Annotated in this window: 19 protein-coding genes, 8 tRNA genes and 1 rRNA gene; 5 read left to right on the top strand and 23 right to left on the bottom strand. The window is 47.2% G+C overall.

Annotation, left to right across the window (positions count from 1 at the left end; all coding sequences use genetic code 11):
* Nucleotides 1-53: 53 nt before the first annotated feature.
* A complete protein-coding gene (locus tag NtB2_RS04875) occupies nucleotides 54-989 on the bottom strand; it encodes an ABC transporter ATP-binding protein (RefSeq protein WP_109245831.1) in 936 nt (311 codons plus the stop codon).
* Entirely contained in the window at nucleotides 986-2,527 is a 1,542-nt protein-coding gene (locus NtB2_RS04880; RefSeq protein ID WP_109245832.1) for an ABC transporter permease/substrate-binding protein, read from the bottom strand. Before NtB2_RS04880 ends, NtB2_RS04875 begins: the two co-directional genes overlap by 4 nt.
* Before the next feature lie 376 nt (nucleotides 2,528-2,903).
* Between NtB2_RS04880 and trpS the strand changes: the two genes are divergently transcribed.
* Nucleotides 2,904-3,929, top strand: a complete 1,026-nt coding sequence (gene trpS / locus NtB2_RS04885; RefSeq protein ID WP_109245899.1) for a tryptophan--tRNA ligase — start codon at nucleotides 2,904-2,906, stop codon at nucleotides 3,927-3,929.
* Between the two features lie 327 nt (nucleotides 3,930-4,256).
* On the top strand, nucleotides 4,257-4,580 hold the full coding sequence (locus tag NtB2_RS04890) for a hypothetical protein (RefSeq protein ID WP_109245833.1): 324 nt from the start codon (nucleotides 4,257-4,259) through the stop codon (nucleotides 4,578-4,580).
* A 64-nt stretch (nucleotides 4,581-4,644) separates the two neighbouring features.
* On the opposite strand, the gene NtB2_RS04895 is transcribed toward NtB2_RS04890, so the two are convergent.
* Nucleotides 4,645-5,235 (bottom strand): TetR/AcrR family transcriptional regulator, encoded by a 591-nt coding sequence (locus tag NtB2_RS04895; RefSeq protein ID WP_109245834.1) that lies wholly within the window; start codon nucleotides 5,233-5,235, stop codon nucleotides 4,645-4,647.
* 100 nt (nucleotides 5,236-5,335) lie between these two features.
* Between NtB2_RS04895 and NtB2_RS04900 the strand changes: the two genes are divergently transcribed.
* Genes NtB2_RS04900 through NtB2_RS04910 form a run of 3 tightly spaced genes read left to right on the top strand, consistent with a single transcriptional unit; the run spans nucleotide 5,336 to nucleotide 8,284 of the window.
* The gene (locus NtB2_RS04900; protein WP_109245835.1) at nucleotides 5,336-6,736 is read left to right on the top strand and encodes an MDR family MFS transporter; all 1,401 of its coding nucleotides are present in this window, start codon (nucleotides 5,336-5,338) and stop codon (nucleotides 6,734-6,736) included.
* A gap of 38 nt (nucleotides 6,737-6,774) precedes the next feature.
* Entirely contained in the window at nucleotides 6,775-7,410 is a 636-nt protein-coding gene (locus tag NtB2_RS04905; protein ID WP_109245836.1) for an HD domain-containing protein, read from the top strand.
* Nucleotides 7,411-7,429: 19 nt separating this feature from the next.
* Entirely contained in the window at nucleotides 7,430-8,284 is an 855-nt protein-coding gene (locus NtB2_RS04910; RefSeq protein ID WP_109245837.1) for a glycerophosphodiester phosphodiesterase, read from the top strand.
* Between the two features lie 55 nt (nucleotides 8,285-8,339).
* On the opposite strand, the gene recO is transcribed toward NtB2_RS04910, so the two are convergent.
* From recO to ychF, 20 genes are all read right to left on the bottom strand, one after another.
* Entirely contained in the window at nucleotides 8,340-9,095 is a 756-nt protein-coding gene (recO, locus tag NtB2_RS04915) for a DNA repair protein RecO (RefSeq protein ID WP_109245900.1), read from the bottom strand.
* 85 nt (nucleotides 9,096-9,180) lie between these two features.
* A tRNA-Lys gene (locus NtB2_RS04920) sits at nucleotides 9,181-9,253 on the bottom strand.
* 511 nt (nucleotides 9,254-9,764) lie between these two features.
* Nucleotides 9,765-9,838, bottom strand: a tRNA-Asn gene (locus NtB2_RS04925).
* 6 nt (nucleotides 9,839-9,844) lie between these two features.
* Nucleotides 9,845-9,960, bottom strand: a 5S ribosomal RNA gene (rrf, locus tag NtB2_RS04930).
* Nucleotides 9,961-9,985: 25 nt separating this feature from the next.
* Nucleotides 9,986-10,059, bottom strand: a tRNA-Ile gene (locus tag NtB2_RS04935).
* A gap of 34 nt (nucleotides 10,060-10,093) precedes the next feature.
* Nucleotides 10,094-10,164, bottom strand: a tRNA-Gly gene (locus NtB2_RS04940).
* Nucleotides 10,165-10,288: 124 nt separating this feature from the next.
* A tRNA-Phe gene (locus NtB2_RS04945) sits at nucleotides 10,289-10,361 on the bottom strand.
* Nucleotides 10,362-10,375: 14 nt separating this feature from the next.
* Nucleotides 10,376-10,449: transfer RNA gene (locus NtB2_RS04950), tRNA-Met, on the bottom strand.
* A 30-nt stretch (nucleotides 10,450-10,479) separates the two neighbouring features.
* Nucleotides 10,480-10,569: transfer RNA gene (locus tag NtB2_RS04955), tRNA-Ser, on the bottom strand.
* Between the two features lie 27 nt (nucleotides 10,570-10,596).
* A tRNA-Glu gene (locus NtB2_RS04960) sits at nucleotides 10,597-10,668 on the bottom strand.
* A 376-nt stretch (nucleotides 10,669-11,044) separates the two neighbouring features.
* Nucleotides 11,045-13,135 (bottom strand): ATP-dependent zinc metalloprotease FtsH, encoded by a 2,091-nt coding sequence (gene ftsH, locus NtB2_RS04965; RefSeq protein WP_109245838.1) that lies wholly within the window; start codon nucleotides 13,133-13,135, stop codon nucleotides 11,045-11,047.
* A gap of 129 nt (nucleotides 13,136-13,264) precedes the next feature.
* The gene (gene hpt, locus NtB2_RS04970; protein WP_109245839.1) at nucleotides 13,265-13,804 is read right to left on the bottom strand and encodes a hypoxanthine phosphoribosyltransferase; all 540 of its coding nucleotides are present in this window, start codon (nucleotides 13,802-13,804) and stop codon (nucleotides 13,265-13,267) included.
* Between the two features lie 2 nt (nucleotides 13,805-13,806).
* The gene (tilS, locus tag NtB2_RS04975; RefSeq protein ID WP_109245840.1) at nucleotides 13,807-15,048 is read right to left on the bottom strand and encodes a tRNA lysidine(34) synthetase TilS; all 1,242 of its coding nucleotides are present in this window, start codon (nucleotides 15,046-15,048) and stop codon (nucleotides 13,807-13,809) included.
* A complete protein-coding gene (locus tag NtB2_RS04980; RefSeq protein ID WP_109245841.1) occupies nucleotides 15,045-16,355 on the bottom strand; it encodes a serine hydrolase in 1,311 nt (436 codons plus the stop codon). The genes tilS and NtB2_RS04980 overlap by 4 nt, the downstream gene beginning before the upstream one ends.
* A 4-nt stretch (nucleotides 16,356-16,359) precedes the next feature.
* The gene (locus NtB2_RS04985; protein WP_109245842.1) at nucleotides 16,360-16,569 is read right to left on the bottom strand and encodes a hypothetical protein; all 210 of its coding nucleotides are present in this window, start codon (nucleotides 16,567-16,569) and stop codon (nucleotides 16,360-16,362) included.
* Nucleotides 16,570-16,646: 77 nt separating this feature from the next.
* The gene (locus tag NtB2_RS04990; protein WP_109245843.1) at nucleotides 16,647-17,006 is read right to left on the bottom strand and encodes a septum formation initiator family protein; all 360 of its coding nucleotides are present in this window, start codon (nucleotides 17,004-17,006) and stop codon (nucleotides 16,647-16,649) included.
* Nucleotides 16,999-17,283, bottom strand: a complete 285-nt coding sequence (locus NtB2_RS04995) for an RNA-binding S4 domain-containing protein (RefSeq protein WP_109245901.1) — start codon at nucleotides 17,281-17,283, stop codon at nucleotides 16,999-17,001. Before NtB2_RS04995 ends, NtB2_RS04990 begins: the two co-directional genes overlap by 8 nt.
* A 56-nt stretch (nucleotides 17,284-17,339) precedes the next feature.
* Nucleotides 17,340-20,855, bottom strand: coding sequence for a transcription-repair coupling factor (gene mfd / locus NtB2_RS05000; RefSeq protein WP_109245844.1), 3,516 nt, complete (start codon nucleotides 20,853-20,855; stop codon nucleotides 17,340-17,342).
* Entirely contained in the window at nucleotides 20,852-21,421 is a 570-nt protein-coding gene (gene pth, locus NtB2_RS05005; protein WP_109245845.1) for an aminoacyl-tRNA hydrolase, read from the bottom strand. Before pth ends, mfd begins: the two co-directional genes overlap by 4 nt.
* A 111-nt stretch (nucleotides 21,422-21,532) precedes the next feature.
* Nucleotides 21,533-22,648: a redox-regulated ATPase YchF gene (gene ychF / locus NtB2_RS05010; RefSeq protein WP_109245846.1), complete on the bottom strand. Its 1,116-nt coding sequence runs from the start codon at nucleotides 22,646-22,648 to the stop codon at nucleotides 21,533-21,535.
* Nucleotides 22,649-22,660: the final 12 nt, after the last annotated feature.

Raw genomic sequence — 22,660 nt, forward strand, 5'->3', positions numbered from 1 at the left:
GAGTCACTATGACTAAATTTCTAATGAAAAAAGCAGTCAACGACTGCTCATTCTTATTTTTTTGCCAGAATCCTGAAGACAGTGGCCCTGTCGATGTTGCCAAGGAAGTTTTCCCCTTCGTAAATGGCCAGGCTCTCATTCTGGCTGAGCTCCTGATATACCTGCTCTATGGGAGCCGTGACATCGGCCTTGTTCCAGACAGGATCTGCCTCCCGGTCAAGCTCAAGCTCTTCAATCAGGCTCTTCAAGGTCAGCTGGTCAAAATTCGCCGCCCCAAAGAAGGACTTGACAAAGTCCGTCGCCGGATGGTTTTTCAGCTCGTCCGGCGTCCCCAGCTGGGCAATCTCGCCGTCAGCCACGACAGCAATCCGGTCGCCGAGCTTCATAGCCTCATTCATATCATGGGTCACAAAGACAATGGTCGTGCCGAACTCGGCATGGATATCCAAAATCAGGTCCTGGAGAGCTGTTCTCGAAATCGGGTCCAGGGCCGAAAAAGGCTCATCCATCAAAATCAAGTCCGGCTCCGCCGCAATTGCCCGCAGAATCCCAATCCGCTGTTGCTCGCCACCTGAGAGCTCTCGAGGGAAGCGACCAGCATACTTCTCAGCAGGCAGGCCGACCTTGTCGAGCAGGGCCTGGCTCCGCTCCCGGCATTTCTCCTTGTCCCAGCCAATCAGCTCAGGAATCAGCTCGATGTTCTGCTTGACCGTCATATTGGGAAAGAGGGCAATCTGCTGGAGGACATAGCCGATTTTCAGCCGGAGCTGTTGGAGGTCGTAGTCCCGGATTTTCTTGTCTTCGAAGTAGACATAGCCGTCGGTCGGGATGACCAGCGCGTTGATCATCTTGAGGGTCGATGTCTTGCCACCGCCTGATGGGCCGACCAGGACAAAGATTTCTCCTTGTTGAATTTCAAAGTTCATGCCCTCTGTGACAACCTTTTCGCCATATTTCAGGCCGACATTTTCAAATTTTATCTGACTCATTTGATCAACCCACTTTCTTTGAGGTAGTCCTCTGCGACCTTGCTTGCCGACTGCTTTTCGACGGCAACCTTGTAGTTCATCTCCCGCATCTGGTCGGTCGTGATGTGGCCAGCCAGTTTATCCAGGGCCTTGACAACCTCCGGATGGCTCTTAGCAAAGGCCGTATTCATCAGAGGGGCTGCCTGATAATTCGGGAACATCTTCTTATCGTCATCGAGGCTGACCAAGCCAAATTGCTCAAGGCCTGCATCGGTCGAGTAGGCATCGATGACATCGATCTTGCCGCTGTTGATGGCGGTGTAAGCCAGGGTCTCATCAAGCGTTGACGGCTCTGTCGCAAATTTCAGGCCGTAGATATTACCCAGGCCCAGATAGCCATTTGGCAAGGTCTTAAATTCTGAGTCAAATGAGGCCCGGGCGGTCGCCTGGACGTTTTTCAGGTCAGAGATGGATTTTAGGCCATTCTTTTCAGCATAGTCCTTCTTGACCGCGATGGTATAGGTATCTTGGAAGCTCATCGGAGCCAGGTAGGTCATGTTAAACTGCTGGGCAATGAGTTTCTTAGATTGATTGTAGGTCTCTTTGTCTGATAAAGTCTTATTTTTTAAGTCATCCGGTTGCTTGACCAGATTGGTCCAGATGGTACCGGTAAATTCAGGGTAGACATCGATTTGCTTGGCCTTGAGGGCGCTGAAGAGGAAGGTCGTGTTCCCAAAACTAGGTTTGACGACGACATCGACATTCTTGTCATTGGCCTCGATGATGTCCTTATACATGTTAATGAGGATTTCAGGCTCTGTACCGAGCTTGCCGGCAATCGTGATGGTCTGCTTTTCCTTGGGGCTAAAAATGCCTGACTGCTGGACATTGACCGCACCGACCAGGACAAAGAGGACGAGCAGGGTCCAGACCGCCACACGGGGCCGGCGTTTCTGCAAGAAGGCAACCAGGCCTGATAGGATGATGGCGAGCAGGGCCGCCCCTATTGCCCCGATGAGCATGAGTGAGAAGTTATTCTGCTGAAGGCCCTGGACAATAAAGGTCCCGAGGCCCCCCGCACCAATCAAACCACCAAGCGTCGCCGTCCCTATGATAAAGACCAAGGCGGTCCGGACACCAGAGATGATGACGGGCAGGGCCAGCGGAAGCTCGACTTTGATCAGCCGCTGCCAGCGGGTCAGCCCAAAGGCATCGGCCGCTTCTAAATAAGCAGGGTCAATCTCATCTAAGCCCACATAGGTGTTTTGAAAAATCGGCAGGAGGGCGTAGACTACTAGGGCGACAAGGGTCGGCACGGTCCCGATGCCTAAAAAGGGAATCAAGAGGCCGAGAAGAGCCAGCGAGGGAATGGTCTGAAAGACCCCCGTAATCTGCAGGACCACACCTGCTAAGCGCTTGTGCCGGGCCACCAAAATCGCCAGCGGAATGGCAATTAAGACGGCAATCAAAACGGCAAAGAGCGAGAGTGACAAGTGCTCAAAGACCGCCTGTAAAATCGAGCCCTTCTGGCTCTGAAAGGTCTGTATCAATGCTTTCATAAGATCTCCTAAAATTTCCTAAAATCTTTATGACTTTATTATAACAAGGGAGCCTCCAAAAGCCTAATAACTTTGCTCGTCGCTTTCATTTTTCTTTGAGAAATTTTGACAATTTCCCCAAAGTCCTGTAAAATGGTCTCTAGCAAGAAGAGTAAGCGGATGTCGACCGCCCAGAGAGCCTGCGGATGCTGGAAGCAGGTGGGTCGCCCCCGCCCAATGGGCTTGCCTTAAAGCAGATTTTATCGGGCCGCCTCCCTTATGGGCAAGAGTGGAAATCACTATAATAGCTGATTTCAATAACGGTGGCACCGTGCACAAGCACCCGTAAGCGTATCTCGCTTTCGGTTGCTTTTTTATTTTAGAAGGGAATATGAAAATGACTAAACCTATTATTTTGACCGGCGACCGGCCAACCGGCAAGCTCCACATTGGCCACTATGTCGGCTCACTGAAAAATCGGGTGGCCCTGCAAAATGCCGGACAGCACGAGCTCTTCGTCTTTCTGGCCGACCAACAGGCCCTGACTGACCACGCCAAAGAGCCTGAAAAAATTATCCAATCCGTCGGCGACGTGGCCCTGGATTACTTGGCCGCAGGCCTTGACCCAGAAAAATCAACCATCTTCATCCAGTCTCAGATTCCTGAGTTAGCTGAGCTGACCGCCTACTATCTGAATCTGGTCTCTGTTTCCCGGCTCGAACGCAATCCTACCGTCAAGACAGAGATTGCCCAGAAGGCCTTTGGCGAGTCCATCCCAGCGGGCTTTTTGACCTATCCCGTCTCACAGGCCGCTGATATCACGGCCTTCAAGGCCAATCTCGTGCCCGTTGGTAACGACCAGAAGCCTATGATTGAACAGACCCGTGAGATTGTCAGAAGCTTTAACAATGCCTATGACTGTGAGGTCCTGGTTGAGCCAGAAGGCCTCTATCCAGAAAACGAAGCCGCAGGTCGCCTGCCTGGTCTCGATGGCAATGCTAAGATGTCTAAATCTCTTAATAACGGGATTTTCCTGGCAGATGACCTGGACACGCTGACCAAGAAGGTCATGTCCATGTACACCGACCCCGACCACATCAAGGTCGAAGACCCCGGCAAGATCGAAGGCAATATGGTCTTCCACTATCTCGATGTCTTTGGCCGCGATGAAGATCAAACCCAAATCGCTGAAATGAAGGCCCAATACCAGGCCGGAGGCCTCGGCGACGTCAAGACCAAACGCTACCTCCTCGACATCCTCGACCGTGAGCTCTCGCCTATTAGAGAACGCCGTGAAAGCTACGCCAAAAACATGGACTACGTCTATGCCATGCTCAAGTCCGGCTCTGAAAAGGCTGAGGCCGTCGCTGCCCAGACACTTGATGAAGTGAAGGATGCGATGGGGATTAATTATTTTAAGTAGGTTGGTTCTGCTACTGAGGAGCATTCACTTCCAGAAATTCCCTGATTTTTCTGTGAGGCACCAGCGAAGCTTCGCTTCCATTGCTAAAAGTCGAGCCCCCTGGTCTCGACTTTTGCCATTTTCACAGTAAAATCAGGAGATTTCTTACAGCTCATTCAGGTCTGGTAATATTTTAGCTTTACAATATGTTGGCCTTTCTGGAATGAAATAAGCACCGCCAAGCTAAAAGCCACTGCCCCCAAGCCCCTCAACTTGATTTCTCTCCAGTCCTATGTTAAAATAAATTTTGTTTTGTCATACAAATAAAATTAAAGGAATAATTTAATCATGGAATCTGCAAAAAAACTTGCACTTATTGGTAACATTCTTCAAACCATCTGGTTTGTTCTCATGATCATCGGCATGTTCGTGACCGGTATCTTGAAAGCTCTCGACGCTATTCCAGCAGCTGCTGGTGGCCACAATCACCTTGGCATTATCGGCTTGATCGTTGTTTTGATCCTGAGCTGGATTGCTGGCAGCCGTCTCGAAAACAACACTTGGCGCTGGATCCTCTTGATCCTCGCTATCGTGGCTTTGATTTATGCCGGAAGCTTGATCGCTGCCATCCTCTTCATCATCGCCTTCTTCAAGGCGGGTAAAAAGGCTTAACAAGGCATTATAAAAGGGCTCCGGCCCTTTTTCTTTTACAAAAAATGAGCTCCAACAGCTCATTTCATTTCTTCAAATAGAGAGGCAACAAGACATCATCAACCAGCTCCTCTAGCTCTTCCATCGTCATGACCCGATTCATCGTCATATTGTTATAGCGAAAAAGCTGGAAAGGCAAGAGCTTAGCGGCCCGAGCAATATCCCCCCGTATCTCGCCCCGCTTTCTGGCCCGATCTAAAATCTTATCCATGATATCAATATTTGTCGCAGCAATCTCATCAAAAAGCTGTTCAGCCGCCTGATAAAAGAAAATCTGATTGATAAAGCCCTCTGGAAAAAGGCTGGCATTTTCCCTGCTAAAGGCAACCATGTCGAGCAGGTCAGACCGCAATGAATCTCCTGTAAACTCATGGTCTCGAATTGAACCATGCCAGTCAGGATTATTCTGCAGTGACCAAATGACAGCCTGATAGCGGAGGCTTTCAGGATTTTCCCAGTGTCGATAGAGGACACTCCTTGTCGTTTCAGCCTTTTCAGCCACTGTCTTAAAGGTGACCGCCTCCCAGCCTTCCTTTTCGAGCAGGCTCATGGTCGCTTCAAAAATCGCATTTTTAAGCGCTTCGCCCCGCCGGCGGGTGTTTTTTTCTTTATCCATAACATTATTATATCACATTTAGGTACAAAAGTACTTTATTTTTGACAAAGTTCTTCTTTTAATATAAAATACATTTGTATCTAAAGAAAGGACAAACCTAATGAATAAAGAAAAACTTCCAAAGGAATTGATGCAGGCCGCCTGGCTCATTGTCCTCGCAGCCATTCCTTCCATGCTGGATTCCACCATGGTCAACATCGCCGTCAACCGCCTCCAGAGCGACCTACACGCTTCACTGAACATGGTCCAGTGGGGCATCACAGGCTACGTGCTTGCGATTGCGATTGCTGTCCCTGTGGCTGGCTATTTCATCGGCCACTTTAATGGTAAACATGTGCTCAACGTTGCCCTGGCTGCCTTTGCCATCTTCTCAGTCCTATCTGGTCTTGCCAACAGCATCGACCTCTTCATCCTCTTTAGGATTTTCCAAGGCTTAGCGGGAGGCTTTATCACCCTCTTGAATGTGACCCTAATCATGAGCATCACACCCAGAAATCTCTTGGGCCGACTCATGTCAGTCATCTCTGTGCCGATCATCCTGGCTCCGATTCTTGGCCCTGTCATCGGCGGAGCACTTGTCGAGTATTCAAACTGGCGCTTTATCTTCTTTATTAACCTGCCTATCTGCCTGATTTCCATTTTCCTCAACCACTGGAAATTACAGGACTTCTTGCCAACTGCCAAAGGATCAAAGCTTGATTTTATTGGCATTATCCTCCTGTCTGGACTCTCTGCCAGTCTGATTTACGGCCTAGTCCAAGGCTCAGAAAATCCTAGCCATTTCTTCAATGCTCAAATGCTGTCCTTTGTTGCGCTTGGAATCGTCTTAGGCCTGATTTACGCCCTCTACAACCGCCTACGTCATGGACAGGTTGTACTTCCGCTCAGATTTTTCAAAGACCGCAATTACAGCGCCGCTAACATCGGGATTTTCTTTGCCGGGATTGCGGCGAATGGTCCCCTGCTCCTGCTTCCCCTCTACTTTCAAAACAGCCGTGGCTTCAGCGTGATTGAAGCTGCCCTGATTATGATTCCACAGGGCCTCGGGATGATGGTCTCACGCCCCAGGGTTGGTCGTTTGATTGACGCCATCGGGGCAAAAAGCGTCGTCCTGGTCTCTTCAGCGATTTGCCTGCTCGCTACCCTCCCCTTCGTCTTTGCTGGCAGTCATACTAGCCTGATTTGGCTGGCTATCGTCCTCTTTGTCAGAGGTCTTGGCTTCTCTGGCCTTCAAATGCCGATGATGACTGATATCTTTGTTGGCCTTGATCGTAGCGACATTCCTGCTGCCTCTGTCGGCCAACGGATTATCCAAAATGTCGGTAGTAGCTTTGGCAGTGCGATTGTCGCTGTGGTCATTACCAGCGTCATGCTCAGCCAGCATACGGTCAATCCATTGCAGGGCTATCAGACAGCCTTTCTCGTCTCTGCCCTGATGCTGATTGTCATCGCCATCGTTGCCTTCTTTATGTCCAGTAAAAGACTGCCTAAGACAGCATAATTAAACGGCCCAGGCCGTTTTTTTGCTATAATAAAACCATGAGTAAACTCGACAAAATCGCAGACTACGCCCGCTCGATTCATGAAAAAAATCAGGATGGCCACGGCTTTGATCATATCCAAAGAGTGGTGGCCCTCGCCAGGAAAATCCTGCTGGAGGAGCCAAATGCAGACAGCGAGCTCGTTCTGACCAGCGCCTACCTGCATGACAGCTATGATGAAAAAATCACAGCGGATGTCGATCAGCAAAAGGAAGAAGTCGCCGGCTTTCTCAAAGGGCTGGAAATCGATTCAGAACCCGTCTTTAATATCATCGACCAGATGTCTTTTTCTGCCAATATTGACGGCAAAAAAGCCCTCAGCCTCGAGGGGCAAATCGTCCAGGATGCCGATAGGCTGGATGCGATGGGGGCCTGGGGGATTGCCCGGACGCTCGAATACGGCTGGGCCCACGAGCGTGTGCTTTACGACCCTGAGCAAAAGCCTGTCGACTACCTCGACAAGGCCAGCTATCACAAGGCTAAGGGCACGACCATCAATCATTTTTATGAAAAATTATTCCTTCTGAAAGACCTGCTCAACCGGCCGGCCAGTAAGAAGATGGCTGAACGTCGCCATCAGATCATGCTGGACTTTGTGGCCGCCATTGAGCAAGAATATCAGGAAAGCTTATAAATAGGAAGGCGAGGCCCTTATGGTTATTGGACTCAGTCGGCTGGTCAACAAGGCCAGGCGTAGCCTAGATCGAAGAAAATCAAACCGTTCAGCCCGCTGGCTCGATAAGCACCGGCCGGCTGACCAGGATATCCAGACCCTTATTTTTGCCCACCGAGGCAGTAAATGCAATCGACCTGAAAACACGCTCGCTGCCTTTCGTGAGGCCATCCGAGTCAAGGCAGAAGGTGTCGAGCTCGATGTCCATCTGACCGCAGACGATGAGCTGGTCGTCATCCACGACGAAAAGATTGACCGGACCACCAACGGTAAAGGACTCGTCAGAAAGCTCACACTGGCCCAGCTCAAGCGTTTTGAGGCCGGCTCCTGGTTTTCCCCAGAATACTCAGACGAGCGGGTACCAAGCCTCAGAGAGGTCCTGGACCTCTTGAATGAGCTTGACTTCAAAGGGGTCCTCAACATTGAGGTCAAGACCGACCATTATGACTATCCTGGTATTGAAGAAAAGCTCAGTCAGCTCATGACCGCTGAGCCTTGGGACTTTACTCATCTTTACTCCTGCTTTAATCCAGATACGCTGGCCAGACTCAAGGCCCTAGAGCCCGAGGTCGAGACCTCCTACCTGACCTACAACCGTCTGAAAAACATCCGGCGGGGGGCCAGTAGCGACTTTATCGCCAGCATTCACCCTAGGAAAAGCTTTGCCTTCAAGCATCCTGAGGAGGCCGGAATCCTCAACAAGCCTATCCGCCTTTGGACCATCAACAGCGAAATGCAAATGCGGGCTGCCTTTCACTTAAATGTGGCGGGGATTATTACCGATTATCCGGAGAAGGCCAGACGGATAAGAGAAGAAATCGAACGACAAGTATAAAAAGCCTAGCAGCTGCTAGGCTTTTTATCTATCTTATTTGCTAAGTGACAAAGCCCTACTTCATCACATCCGCCCAACCAGCCATGCCGTCCAAAAACTTCTTCGCCTTCAGATTTAGGCCGACATATTCCTCATAAATCCCATCTAAAAAAGTCCGAATCTTTCCCTTCATCAGGTCAGACACAGAAATCTTCTCCAAGTCCGCCAGACTAATCTCCTGAAATTGCCCGCAAAGGTAGAGGACATTAGGGTCCAGATGGCTTCTCCTCGGGTCTTCATGGTAGTGGTCAGGACAGAGGCAGGCCGAATATTTATAGGAAAAGTCAAAAGGCCCCGTCGTCTTATGGCAAAAAACACATTCTGACAAATTAAGACTAACCCCAAAACGGCTCAGGACCTGGAGCTCAAAGATATTCGTGATAATTTCCATATCCAGCCCCTGATTCATCAGCTCTAGCGACTTAATCAAAAAGCCATAGAGGGCCGGGTCATACTCATTATCAGGCACCGCCGCATCCGCCAGGGCAATGATATAGCTGGCATGGGCATTGATGAAAATATCTTCAGCAATATGGCTAAAATGCTCTGTATCGCTCAAGTCATCGATAAAGCTAAAACCCGCCTCGTTCATCAGACCAGTCAAAGAGAGGGCCGTAAAAGGCTGTAGACTACTGGCAAATCTTGACCTAGCAAAATTTTTCACAAAAAACATCCGCTTTCCAAATGACTCGGTAAAGACCTTGACTAGCTTATCTTTTTCCTTATAGTTTCGGCTAAAGAGGACGAGGCCTCTGGTCTCCGCATTTCTCATCGCCATCTGATTTGAAGACCCCCTGACTTTCTGAGCTTTTTATTATTTTAACAAAAAAACAAGACCTAAGTCTTGTTTTAACTGATGCCCCCTGAAGGACTCGAACCTTCGACCCATAGATTAAGAGTCTACTGCTCTACCAACTGAGCTAAGAAGGCAACATCATTGAGGTCAAAAACCTACCTTTCTATTTTATCACTTTTGGAAAATATTGCAAGAAATAAGTGAGGAAAAAACGATTTTTTGACTTCAGGGCAAAATAAAAGAACACTGATCGAAGGCCGTTTACCCAGTCCTGTATTGATCCCGCACAAACGCCAGGTGGGTGTCCTTGCTCAAGTCAAGCCGTTCGCCCTAAGGTTTTACATGCCACTTGATGTCTTTGGACCCCGATGCAATACAAATTTAGTCGGTCAATTAGTTGGACTGAGTTCGCACCTTCCAGTGTTCCTCGTTAAAGATATATTAACACTTTTTTGGATAAGAAGCAAATGAAATCGCTTCTATTTTTGTTTAATAATTTATCAGATAAGACCATACATCTCCAAAGCCTCCGCCGAAGGCGCTAGCAAATCCCCAACTCAAGAGGATTTAAGCAAGGATCAGCCCGAAGTCCTGCCGCCTGTAAAGACAAAAAAAAGCTCAGCGACAGCTGAACTTCTTTAAGTACTGCGGTTGTCGGACTCGAACCGACGACATCATGATTAACAGTCATGCGCTACTACCAACTGAGCTAAACCGCATCAACAACTTGGCTACGTCCTTATCTCCCAGGGGGCAACCCCCAAGTACTTCCGGCCCGATAGGACTTAACTGCTGTGTTCGACATGGGAACAGGTGTATCTCCTATGGCATGATAACCAAATCAATTTTTTCAAGCTAGGCTTGAATGGGAATTCCAGGATTCGAACCTGGGACCCCTGCGTTATCAACACAGTGCTCTAACCAACTGAGCTAAACTCCCAAATGCATAAATAAAGCAGTCCTAAGACTGTTTAAGCGGATGACGAGAATCGAACTCGCGTAGCCAGCTTGGAAGGCTGGGGTTCTACCATTAAACTACATCCGCTTTCTGTTAGTTGGACTGAGCGAAGATTTCGCCCAAAGGAAGAAATCTGAACCAGTCCAACAACAGAAAGGTTGCAGATCAGGAAAGAGGAAGCTTTCCCACATTTTCTTCTATTTCTAACAAATGGCGCGAGACGGAATCGAACCGCCGACACATGGAGCTTCAATCCATTGCTCTACCAACTGAGCTACCGAGCCGTGTGTTTAGGTAATTGCGGGAATAGGATTTGAACCTATGACCTTCGGGTTATGAGCCCGACGAGCTACCTAGCTGCTCCATCCCGCGATATTATGAAATTGTTTTCTTAAAAGAAAAAGGAGGATGTGGGATTCGAACCCACGCACGCTTTTACACGCCTGACGGTTTTCAAGACCGTTCCCTTCAGCCGGACTTGGGTAATCCTCCACTGAATTTAATATTATTAAATTCTAATAGTCCGTACGGGATTCGAACCCGTGTTACCGCCGTGAAAAGGCGGTGTCTTAACCCCTTGACCAACGGACCATTATCTTGTGCTGTCTCAAAAACAGTACTTTATTATTATATCTAATCCATTTTTATTTGTCAAGAATAAAGTTGATTTTTTTCTAAAAAAATTTTTTTCATTCGATTTTTACTCTCTTTTTAGCTTAAAATCAGTAGACTAGCAGATGGTTATATCCTTGGCAGAAGGTCTGTTTCGCTTCAATCATAGTTACAAATAGAGAAAACTAAGTTTGCTTCAACATTTGATAGTCCAGGTCTATATTCGGTGACGTCAATTAAATTTCCCTCATTCTGCTCCACTCATTCCTGAATTGTATCCACGAAGATGGCCTCACAGTACTTTTCAGAATCTCCCTAAGGGAACGAAAAGACTTTGTCTATAACAAAAAAAGGCTTATTCAGCCTTTTCTCCGTTATTATCATCAGAAGGAGAAGCTTCGGGCTCAAGCTTAGGCTCAGCAGTCTCCGCTTCCTTCTTAGCCATTTCAGCGTTGGTCTCAGAGAGGACTTCTTCATAAGACTTGGCTTCTGGCACTTCATTTTCAAGTTTTTCAATATCTTCAGCAGGCATCTCTCCTGTTTCAAAGAGGGACTTAATTTGCTTGGCATCCAATGTCTCATATTTGAGCAGGGCTTCAGCAATCGCCTTGTGCTGGTCACGATGTTCGGCAATGGCCTTCTTAGCCCGGTCATAGGCTTCTTGAAGGATGCGACGAACTTCTTCGTCAATCATGACCGCAGTAGCCTCAGAATAAGTCTTCGTTTGACCGTAGTCGCGGCCAATGAAGACCTCATGGCTACCTTCATATGAAACCATACCAAGCTTCTTAGACATACCGTACTCTGTAACCATAGCACGGGCCATCTTAGTCGCACGTTCGATGTCGTTAGAAGCACCAGGCGTCGCTACACCAAAGACAATTTCTTCACCGAGACGACCGCCCATAAGACTCGCGAGTTGGTCTTGAAGATGGAAGTTCGTTGGTTGCATGATTTCTTCATCAGGAAGGGCAAGCATGTAACCACCGATACGGCCACGAGGGACAATAGTGACCTTGCGGACCGTGCTACCATTTTCAAGAACCAGACCGACAATGGCGTGTCCAGCCTCGTGGTAGGCCACGATTTCGCGTTCACGTAGAGATTGCGTCCGATCCTTCTTAGCAGGACCTGCCATGGCACGGTCCATCCCTTCGTCAATATCAGCTGCATTAATTTCAGCCTTATTTTGACGAGCAGCAACGAGGGCTGCTTCATTCAAGACGTTTTCAAGGTCTGCACCGACATATCCAGGGGTTTGAGTTGCGACACTATGAAGGTCGACATCTTTGCCGAGTGGCTTGTTCTTCGCATGAACTTTGAGGACTGCTTCACGTCCCTTAACGTCAGGCGCACCGACCAAAACTTTACGGTCAAAACGGCCTGGACGAAGGAGGGCTGGGTCAAGAACGTCAGAACGGTTGGTCGCCGCAATGACGATGACTGAGTTGCCATCATCCTGGAAACCATCCATTTCGACGAGGAGCTGGTTGAGGGTCTGTTCACGTTCGTCATTCCCCCCACCAAGACCAGCACCACGTTGGCGACCGACCGCATCGATTTCATCGATGAAGATGATTGATGGAGCCGTCTTCTTGGCATTTTCAAAGAGGTCGCGGACACGGCTAGCACCGACACCGACGAACATTTCGACGAAATCAGACCCTGAGATGCTGTAGAAAGGCACGCCAGCTTCACCGGCAACGGCTTTGGCAAGCAAGGTTTTACCAGTCCCCGGAGGGCCCTCAAGGAGGACACCAGCAGGGATACGGGCACCCAGGTCATGGTATTTCTTAGGGTTCTTCAAGAAGTCAACGACTTCGACCAGTTCTTGCTTTTCTTCGTCAGAGCCGGCCACATCGCTGAAGCGGACCTTAGAGGTCTTACCGTCAGCCTGCTTAGCCTTAGACTTCCCAAATGACATCGGGTTGGCACCACCGCCACCACCGCGGGCTCCCATACCGCCCATCATAAGGTAGAGGAAACCAATCATGAGGACCATCGGAAGCAGGTAGCTCAAGAGATTGAGCCAGATACCGTTGTTTGAGGCCGCAACAACATTGACTTTGATGCCCTTGTCTTTAGCGGTTGACTGGAGGTTGTTGATCGTCGTATCCGTTGGCACAATCAAGGCTTGGAAGTGGCTCACCTGCTGGCTTGTTGGGCCAATCAGTGGAAATGAGCTTGGATTATCGACGGTTTTTGGCGTCTTGTATTCTCCAGAAACAGTGATCAGGCTGTCAGAAGGTTGCAGCGTGATGTTTTTTAATTTGCCATCATTGAGGTCAGAAACCAGGGTTGAGTAGTCGATTTTATCAACTGCTCCCCGATTGCTTCCCCCAGCAAAGAATTGAATCCCAAAGACGACGATGATCGCCAGAATGACCCACATGAGGACATTCTTGACAAATCCACCCTGTCTTGGTTGTTTGTTGTTATTATTCATAGTTTCCTGACATTAAAGAGTGTATTCTACGAAGGATTCGTATAGTTTCTAGTATAGTACAAATCCCCTTAAAATGCTAATGGTAAGTATTGGTCAAAGGCTTTTTCATACTAAAGTCTGAGGCCGACTTTATGAAGAATAAACCTCTTCCTTCAAGACACCCACATAAGGAAGGTTGCGGTAGTAGCCATCGTAGTCGAGGCCAAAACCAACAACAAATTCGTTTGGAATCGTGAAACCAGTATAATCGGCATCGATTTCTACCACACGGCCTTCAGGCTTGTCGAGCAGGGTCACAATCTTCACGTTGGCACCCCGGTGCTCAAGGAGCTCCTTGAGGTATTTCAGCGTCCGGCCAGTATCGATAATGTCCTCGATAATCACAACTTCACGGCCCTTCAAAGGCGTGTCCACATCCAGTAAGAGCTTAACTTCGCCAGAAGATTCCATGGTCCCGTTGTAGCTAGAAACCGTCATAAATTCAAGTTGGACAGGGATGTCAATCCGCTTGATCAGCTCAGCCATGAAGGGTACAGAGCCCTTCAAGATACCAAGTAAAAGAGGATTTTTCCCAGCGTATTCTGTCGCCAGGATTTGACCGAGTTCTACGGTCTTTTCTTGAATTTCTTTCTCAGAAATCAGAACTTTTTTAATGTCTTGTTCGAGCATGCTCAATTCTCCTCTTTAATGTAGGCTCTTAGCCATAGTTTTCTCTTCATTTTATCATTTTTAAGGCCTTTACTCAAATCTGAAATGACCATATCCCCGATGGCATAGACCTCGCCGTCTACTAAAAGCAGGGAGAGTTCTCGCTTGGCCAGCGGAATTTTCTTTTCAATCAGGACTTTTCTGACTTTTTTATGATGACCGTTGACTAGGATTTCGTCGGCCGGCTGGCGTTTCCGGACTTCGATTTTTCCTGCTAGAGGGAGGTTGACTGCCCTGTAGTCCGGTCTTTCTGAGTCAGACACTTCTAAAAGCCATTTTCTCTGGCCTTTTTCGATAGAGAAGCTGTCTGCCGTCTTTACTAGGCGAAATCCGTCAGCCAGCTCATGGTCATACTGCTCAGGTCGCTCTAAAATATGGAAGAGGTCGTCAAAGGTCTCCCGTTTGACTTCCAATTCTGGAAATTTAGACAGGTATTCCTGGAGAATAAAGTGTTTCATGGCCTGGGACTGGCTAGCATAAGCCTTCAAGTCGACCTGATCTGAAACCAGGCCCAGCCTTTGAACATCCTCATGGATGACCGTCATGGCCAGCTTGATTTCTTCAGACAGGCTCAAGATACCTTCAAGCAGTCTTGGGTTTTCTCTCTCCAAATCTGGAATCAGTTGATTCCTGACCCGATTTCTAAAATAGTCGGACTCCTGATTACTCTCGTCTTCAAAGTGGTCGAGCTTTTCTTCTAAAAAATCCGACTTCTTAAAACGAAGCAGGGGGCGGATCAATTCACCTGGTCCAAAAGCCTGTCTTTCCTCAATTCCCGCCAAATAACGCAGACGGCGACCAGTAATTATCCGCATCAAGAAGGTCTCGACCTGGTCGTTAGCGTGGTGGGCTGTCAACAATTTGTCGTAGTCGTATTCCCGCATGACCTCTTCAAAAAAGGCATAGCGAAAGGCCCGACCAGAAGCTTCTGAAAAATTGCCTGTGAATTTTCGACTATAAAAAGGCAGTGAAAGTTGCTCTGCCACGGCTCTCAGAGCTGACTCCTCATGATCTGAGGCAGGTCTCTGCCCGTGATTCACATGGACCAGGCCAAGCTCAATACCTAGCTCATCTCTCGCCTCGTAGAGCCAATGAAAAAGGGTCATCGAGTCCAGGCCACCAGAGAGGGCCAGAAGGACTCGAGAGCCCCTTTCAAAATATTTTTCTTTTTTAATCTGACTTAAAAATCTAACTCTAGCTTTCATTCTAAGGCTCCATAGACATCTTTAGAAATATCGGCAATCTCCTGGTCTGAAGCAGAAGAAGACTCGACCACTAAAATATAAGGATGTTCGGCAAAGACAATGGCTGCATCGTGGTTATAGCTGTCTGCCGCCCCAATCTTGTGGGCCACCTTGATATTTGAAGGGACACCAGCCTTGATTTTTATGTTGTCAAATGCTGTATTAAAGAGGGAGTTAAAACCTGCTCCACCCTCATTATAGAGGCCTTCAAGGACCCGGCCGACCATCTCAGCTGAGGCTTCTCGTTTCGATGGATTCCAGGGCCGACCGGCAAGCTTCGTAATGGCATCCTGGTATTCTTGTGAAAATTGCTTGGTTTCGTAGTAGGCCAGGAGATTGCTGCCGACATTGTCAGAATCCTTGGCCGTAACATTGATAACCTCTAAGAGAGAATAGTTTTTTTCATCTGGAATTTCTGACAAGACTCCTGTCCCTGCAGGCTCAAAGGAACCTGGGAAGCCATTGATGACTGAGCTATAGTAAAGTTGATCAGACAAATTTGCCTGACCGTCATTGATGCGTTTTTGTGTCCAGTAGAGGATAGGGAGCTTAGAAAGACTGGCTGAATACATGGTCTGATTCTGATTAATTCCAACTGTAAACTTACTGTCAAGTTCTTTTACATAGATAGAATAGTCAGAGCTATTGTATTTCTTATTGAGCAAGTCTTGCAGGGCCAGCATCTTAGGGTTCTTCAAGCTTAAATCATCTGCAGAGACCCAGCCTGTCTGGCCTCCGTCAAAGGAAATCTCGTAGTAGCTTCCCCAGAGGGTCTTGGCCAGCTTATCAGCTGAGTAGGACTGACCCTTCGGCAACTGGCTGTAAACTTCCTTGTCAAAGCTGGTGTAGGGATTGTAATAGACCTTGGTCTGAGCGCTCGTATAAACCGTCTGGTCAATGTTTTCCTTAGAAATCAGGACATCAGAAGCCAGGTCCTCCTTGACTGCCCGGATATAGCGACCGTCTGACAGCTCAAAAGCTCCCTTGGTCAACTTACGGATGTTCAGCTGGGTCATTTTTGAAATTGTCCCTGCTTTTTCCTTTAGGTCAGCATCCTTGTAGGCGGTCAGCTCTTTCAGTGATAGGGGACGAGTCGGGATGTCCTTATAGGCCTGCTGATGAGATGAAGCCTTCTCTTCCTCTTTAGCCAGAACCCTGTGAGCAGGCTTAGCTTCAGACTTCCCCGGAAAGGCAAAAAGGCCTGGAATGATCAGGATGATCATCGCCAAGCCAACACCCATATTCAGTTTTTCCTTCAAAAACTGCATGATGCTAATATCCCAAGCTCTCCTTATTTTTTTCTCTTAGTTCTTCTAGGCCTTTGGCTGACTGCTCTTCAAATTGAGCCATGAGCTGAAGAAGGTCGCTTTCGCCCTCTCTTAAATCAATTTTGCCGTCTTCATGACTTCTTAAAATCTCAACATCAATCAGATCTGACTTTTTAGGCCGGACAGGATGCTTACGCAAGTCTGACCAGTGCAACAGGCCTCTTTTCTTTAGGCCGGCCTCTTCAAAATCAATAAAAAGCCCATGATGCGAGAGACTTCTAACCCTTCCTATCATTGGTCTGAGTTAATTCCGCCATTGACCAAACCAGGTGCTGTAAAGACCTTTTCTCCGTTCTTAGAATAAGAATATCTTGCCCGGGCGTACTTTTCTATAAATTGTGGATCTTTTAGCTTAGAAATTTCTGTCGATTTAAGCGTTGCCTTATCGTCCAGATCCTTGTCTTTTTTGATGGCTTCTTGCTCAAGTGTGACCTGCTTTTGCAAGTTCTGGTAGGCATTGACCAGGCTCATGCTGGCCAGTGCAAAGAGGAGCATGGCCCCAATCAAAATAATCCCCAGGTGGCGACGACGTGGCGGTCTTTGTTTTTCTTCTGGACGCTTTTCTTGCATGGAAATCACATTTCTAGGCATGCTCTAACTCCTGATCCTCCGCCTTGATACGGGTCTCTGAGATGATGCTATACATCTTTTCCGCATCTTCTTTTCTTGTAAATTCTTTGGTTTCAACAACCTTGACTTCTAAAATTTTATTTCCAAAACGGATATTGATGATGTCGTCAAATTTCACGTCGCTGGACGATTTTGCCAGCTTGCCATTGATTTTAATCCGACCCTTATCAGCCACTTCTTTGGCGACTGGCCGGCGTTTGATCAGGCGTGACACCTTCAAAAATTTATCTAATCTCATGGGGAAATTATAACATAATTTCAGGGCAAAATAAAAGCCCATGCCTGAAAAAAGGCCTAGGCTTGCTCTTTTTCTTCCTCATTCCTTTGGCGAATCTGAGCTAATTTTTCTGCAAATGCCATGATGGCGTTCAAGAGGACAATCGGACTTTCCTTCTGGTACTTCAGCTGGAAAATCATGGCAGAAGCCCGTTCGCCGACATTGGCCTTGAGGTCAATCTCAGCCAGGGCTTCAAAGTAGTCCTGAGGATGATAGACGGTGTTCCCAGCCTTTTCAAGGAGGATGCTCACTTCTGATTTTGTCTGATCAATCTTAGCAATCAATGCCTCATCAGCAAAAGACTTCAAGAGACCGATTTCTAGCAAATAAGCCACCTCATCTGGATACTCGCCAAATCGGTCAACCAACTCATCCTGTAGGCCTTCATAGGTCACCCTGCTATCAATCTGGCGAATCCGCTTATAAATCTCGATTTTTTGCCGTTCATCAGCAATATAATAATCTGGAATAAAGGCATCTAAACTAAGATTGATTTCAACATTAGAAATTCTTCTCTGCTTCGTCTTACCAATCCCACGCTGGACAGCCTCTTCAAGGAGCTGTGAATAAAGCTCATAACCAATACTGTCGATAAATCCTGACTGCTCAGCCCCTAAAAGATTCCCAGCCCCTCGGATAGATAAGTCCCGCATGGCAATCTTAAAACCACTCCCCAGCTCTGTAAAGCCTTTGATGGCCTCCAAGCGTTTTTCTGAGACCTCAGAGAGAATCTTCTCCGGCCGATACATGAAGTAGGCGTAGGCCACCCGATTGGTCCGGCCCACCCGACCCCGAAGCTGGTAGAGCTGGGAAAGTCCCATCATATCAGCATTTTCAATGATGAGCGTGTTAGCATTAGCAATATCTACGCCGGTCTCAATAATGGTCGTGGTAACCAAGACATCATAGTCTCCCGCCATAAAGGCAAGGAGGGTATCCTCAAGCTGGTTTTCCGTCATTTGGCCGTGAATACTTGCAATCCTAGCCTCAGGAATCAATTCTTCCAGTTGACTGACCTTACTGTCAATACTGTCAACCCGATTGTGAACATAGTAAACCTGGCCAGAACGAGCCATTTCACGCAGGACAGCATCACGGACAACTGCATAATTGGTCTCCATCACATAGGTCTGGACGGGATAGCGGTTGGTCGGTGCCGTCTCAATCACAGACAAATCGCGGATCCCCAGCATTGACATGTGAAGTGTCCTTGGAATCGGTGTCGCCGTCAGTGTCAAGACGTCAACCTGTGTCTTCAATTCCTTGAGTCTTTCCTTGTGTTTTACACCGAAACGTTGCTCTTCATCGATGATCATCAGGCCCAAATCGAGAAATTCGACGTCTTTACTCAGCAGGCGATGGGTCCCAATCAGGAGATCAACCCTGCCTTTTTTGAGCTTTGCCAAGACCTCTGCCTGCTCTGTCTTGGTCTGGAAACGACTCAGGACTGCTACGTTGACACCAAAGTTGACAAAGCGTTCTGACATAGACTGATAGTGCTGTTCAGCAAGGACGGTTGTAGGGACCAGGACAGCAACTTGCTTGCCATCATTAATTGCCTTAAAGGCAGACCGTATGGCCACCTCCGTCTTCCCAAATCCAACATCGCCGACAAGAAGCCTATCCATAGGCCTCTCCATCTCCATATCCTTTTTGATTTCTTGAATAGAACGGAGCTGGTCGTCCGTTTCCACATAGCTGAAGGCATTGTCAAATTCTTCCTGATTGGCATCATCTGCAGAAAAGGCAAAGCCTTTTTGAGCCTGTCGGGCAGCGTAGAGACGGATTAAATCTTCAGAAATATCCTCGACCTGCTTAGAAACATTAGAAATTGTCCTCCGCCAACGGCCATCATTGAGCCGGCTGATTTTTGGAGCCTTCCCCTCACCCGCAGAGTACTTGCTCAGCAACTCCAGGTGCTCGACAGGGACGGAGATGGTATCACCCTTCTGGTATTCTATTGTCAGATAGTCCCGATGCATGCCTGAGATTTCAATGGTCTGCAGGCCCAGATACTTTCCGATTCCATGATTTTTATGGACCACATAGTCGCCGATTTCCAGCTCATTGTAGTCTTTGAGCCTTTCAGCATTAGTGATATTCAGCCTTCTGGCCCGTTTTTTCCTGTCCTTACCAAAAATCTCAGCCTCAGAAATTAAGACCAGTTTTTCATCTAGGAAGTTAAAGCCGTTTCCGATAGATAAGTTGACAAGGTTGACAAGACCTTCTTTTAGCTCCTCGTCCGGATTTATCATGTGGATGTCAAATTCTAGCTCAGACAAGCTGTCAATAAACTTCTCAGAAGTCACAGCTAGGACAACTGTAAAGCCCTGCTTGATAAAACGGTCAACCTCTGTGTAAAAGAGCTCTAACTGGCCGAAAAACTGTTGCATGGAGTGCTGGGTAAAATTATAAAGGCCATCAAATTTAAGATTTCCCAGACCCTTTTGGAAATTAGAAAAGAAGCTGGCCGGCTTATAATGACGGAGTTCCTGAATCCGGTCTAAGAGGTAGTGTTGCCCTTCAAGAGAGCGACCCATGGTCTTTTCAGAGAGGATAAAATCAGCCAATTCTTGGTTAAACTTATGGTTGGCCTCATTAATTTTTTGAAAATCGTCAATAAAAATCTGAGTAGATTTCGGAATATAGTCGAGAATAGAAGTCTCTGTCTCATAAAAATATTCCAGAAATTTAGGAAGTTCTTGATGATAATATTTTTGGCTTGATGCTGAAATAAGCTCTTCAAAATAAGCGATACTTGTAGGGTCGTCAAGCTTCTTTACAAGCTTTGTCAACTGATTGACACCCCGCTCAAAATCTTCGCCAGTCAGCATCTTCTCTGAAGCCGGATAAATTTCTAATTTATCTAAGTTTGCAATAGAAAGCTGACTTTCTACGTCAAAGGCCTTGATAGCATCAATCTCATCGCCAAAAAACTCCAGGCGAATCGGATGTTCAGCCTCGAGTGGATAGAGGTCAATAATATCCCCCCGCTTTGAAAACTCGCCCGGTGCCATCACCCGCTGGGTCTGCTCATAACCAGAAGTAGTCAAAAGACGGGTTAGTTCAACCGGGTCGTACTCGTCGCCCAGTGTTAAAAGCAGATAGTTCTCAAGATAGGCTTCTGGACTAGGCAGATAGGTCCTAAGAGACAGCATAGGCAAGAGTAAAAAGCCCTGAGCCTCAGGGTTTAATAAAAAATTCAGAGCTTCTAAGCGATAAGCCGTCCGGTCCTTACTTGCCAAGGCAAAATCGGCATAAACATTGTCATCACTGAAAAACTGAACAACCTGGCCTGGATAATTTTCATCAAGGCTCATCAGACTAGTCAATTCATCATAGAGCTCATTGGCATGAAATTGGCTATCAGTGACAATCACATATTTATCGGGCTGGTTGACATAGGCATTCATCATGACCATGGCCTTAGCTGTACCTGATAGGCCCGTGATCAGTGTCCGCTCATGTCGATTAAAATGCTGTTGCCAGGACTGTAAATCACGATTATCATTTATAAATTCTAAAATTTTCATTCGTTAAAGCCATTCATTGCCTTCATAAAGTCATTGCTGTCAAGATAGGTCTTCATGGCATCAACTGCCTTGCCCAGCCCTTCCTGAGCGGGCTGGGCATCTTCATCGTCAAATTTAGAGAGAACGTGGTTGACAACCGACATTACCCCTTTTGGACGGCCAATTCCGATTTTTACATGGTTAAATTTTTCTGTGCCAATATGGTTAAGAATAGACTTAATGCCATTATGACCCCCAGATTTGCCCTTTTGACGGAGTCGCAGGCGACCCACAGGAGAATCCATGTCATCAAAAATTACGGTCAAATCTTCAGGATCAATATTGTAATAGGCCAAAAGAGGTTGAACCGCCCGACCTGACTCGTTCATAAAGGTCAGTGGCTTGATAAGATAAACCTTTTCACCATTGACAAAGGTCTCAGCAATTTCTGACATGAAGGTCTTGTCCTGCTTAAAGCTAAGGCCAAAATCCTCAGCCAATAAATCCAAGGCCATAAAGCCCATATTATGCTTGGTTGCCGTGTATTTTTCTCCTGGATTGCCCAGGCCAACTAACATTTTTGTCATTTTTAATATCCTTACTAATAAACGTCAAAAGGCCGATTTTTACAAATCAGCTCTTTCAAACATTATAACAAATCATCTTAAAAAAGAGCCAAGAGGCCACTTTCTTTTTTCTCAGACATTAAAGCGGAACTCCATAATATCGCCATCTTGCACGACATAGTCCTTGCCTTCTTCACGAAGTCGACCTGCTTCCTTGACGGCCTTTTCAGAACCGTATTCAATCAGGTCATCATAAGACATAGTCACAGCACGGATAAAGCCTTTTTCAAAGTCAGTGTGGATGATTCCTGCCGTCTGTGGAGCCTTCATGCCCTGACGGAAGGTCCAGGCCCGGACTTCTTTTTCGCCTGCTGTAAAGTAGGTTGCAAGACCAAGCAAATGATAAGCAGCCCGTGTCAACTGATCGACACCTGATTCTTCTAGGCCAAGGCTTTCTAAGAATTCTGCCTTTTCTTCATCGTCGAGCTCAGCAATTTCCTCTTCAATCTTGGCCGAAATCACTGCCACTTCAGCATTTTCAGTAGCCGCAAAGTCACGGATTTTCTTGACATAGTCGAGCTGATCAGCATCGCCAACCTCATCTTCAGAAACGTTGGCCACATATAGGACAGGCTTGGTTGTCAACAAAAAGAGGCTTTTGACAACTTTTTGTTCTTCCTCATCAAAGTCAAGCGTACGAGCAGATTTTCCATCTTCTAAAACAGGTTTAATTTTTGAGAGAACATTAAACTCAGCTACTGCATCCTTGACTTTCGCTGTCCGGGCAATCTTTTCTACCCGAGCATAACGCTTGTTGACAGATTCTAAATCGGCCAGAATCAGCTCTAAATTAATGGTTTCAATATCAGCTAGTGGATCAACAAAGTCTGATTCACGGTTGTTTTCCCGCATGACATTTTCATCATCAAAGGCCCGGACCACATGGACAATGGCGTCAACCTCACGGATATTGGCCAAAAACTTGTTTCCAAGCCCTTCGCCCTTGCTTGCCCCCTTAACAATCCCTGCAATATCTGTAAACTCAAAAGTCGTTGGAATTGTCTTTTTTGGATTGTAAAGCTCTGTCAACTTTGTCAATCGCTCATCTGGTACTTCAACCATTCCGACATTGGGGTCAATCGTTGCGAAGGGATAGTTGGCCGCCTCTGCTCCAGCCCTGGTGATAGCGTTAAAGAGGGTTGATTTCCCGACGTTTGGTAATCCTACAATACCTGCTGTTAAAGACATATTTTTCTCCTT

It is taken from the genome of Lactococcus termiticola (genome assembly GCF_003116835.1).
Lineage (GTDB): Bacteria > Bacillota > Bacilli > Lactobacillales > Streptococcaceae > Lactococcus > Lactococcus termiticola.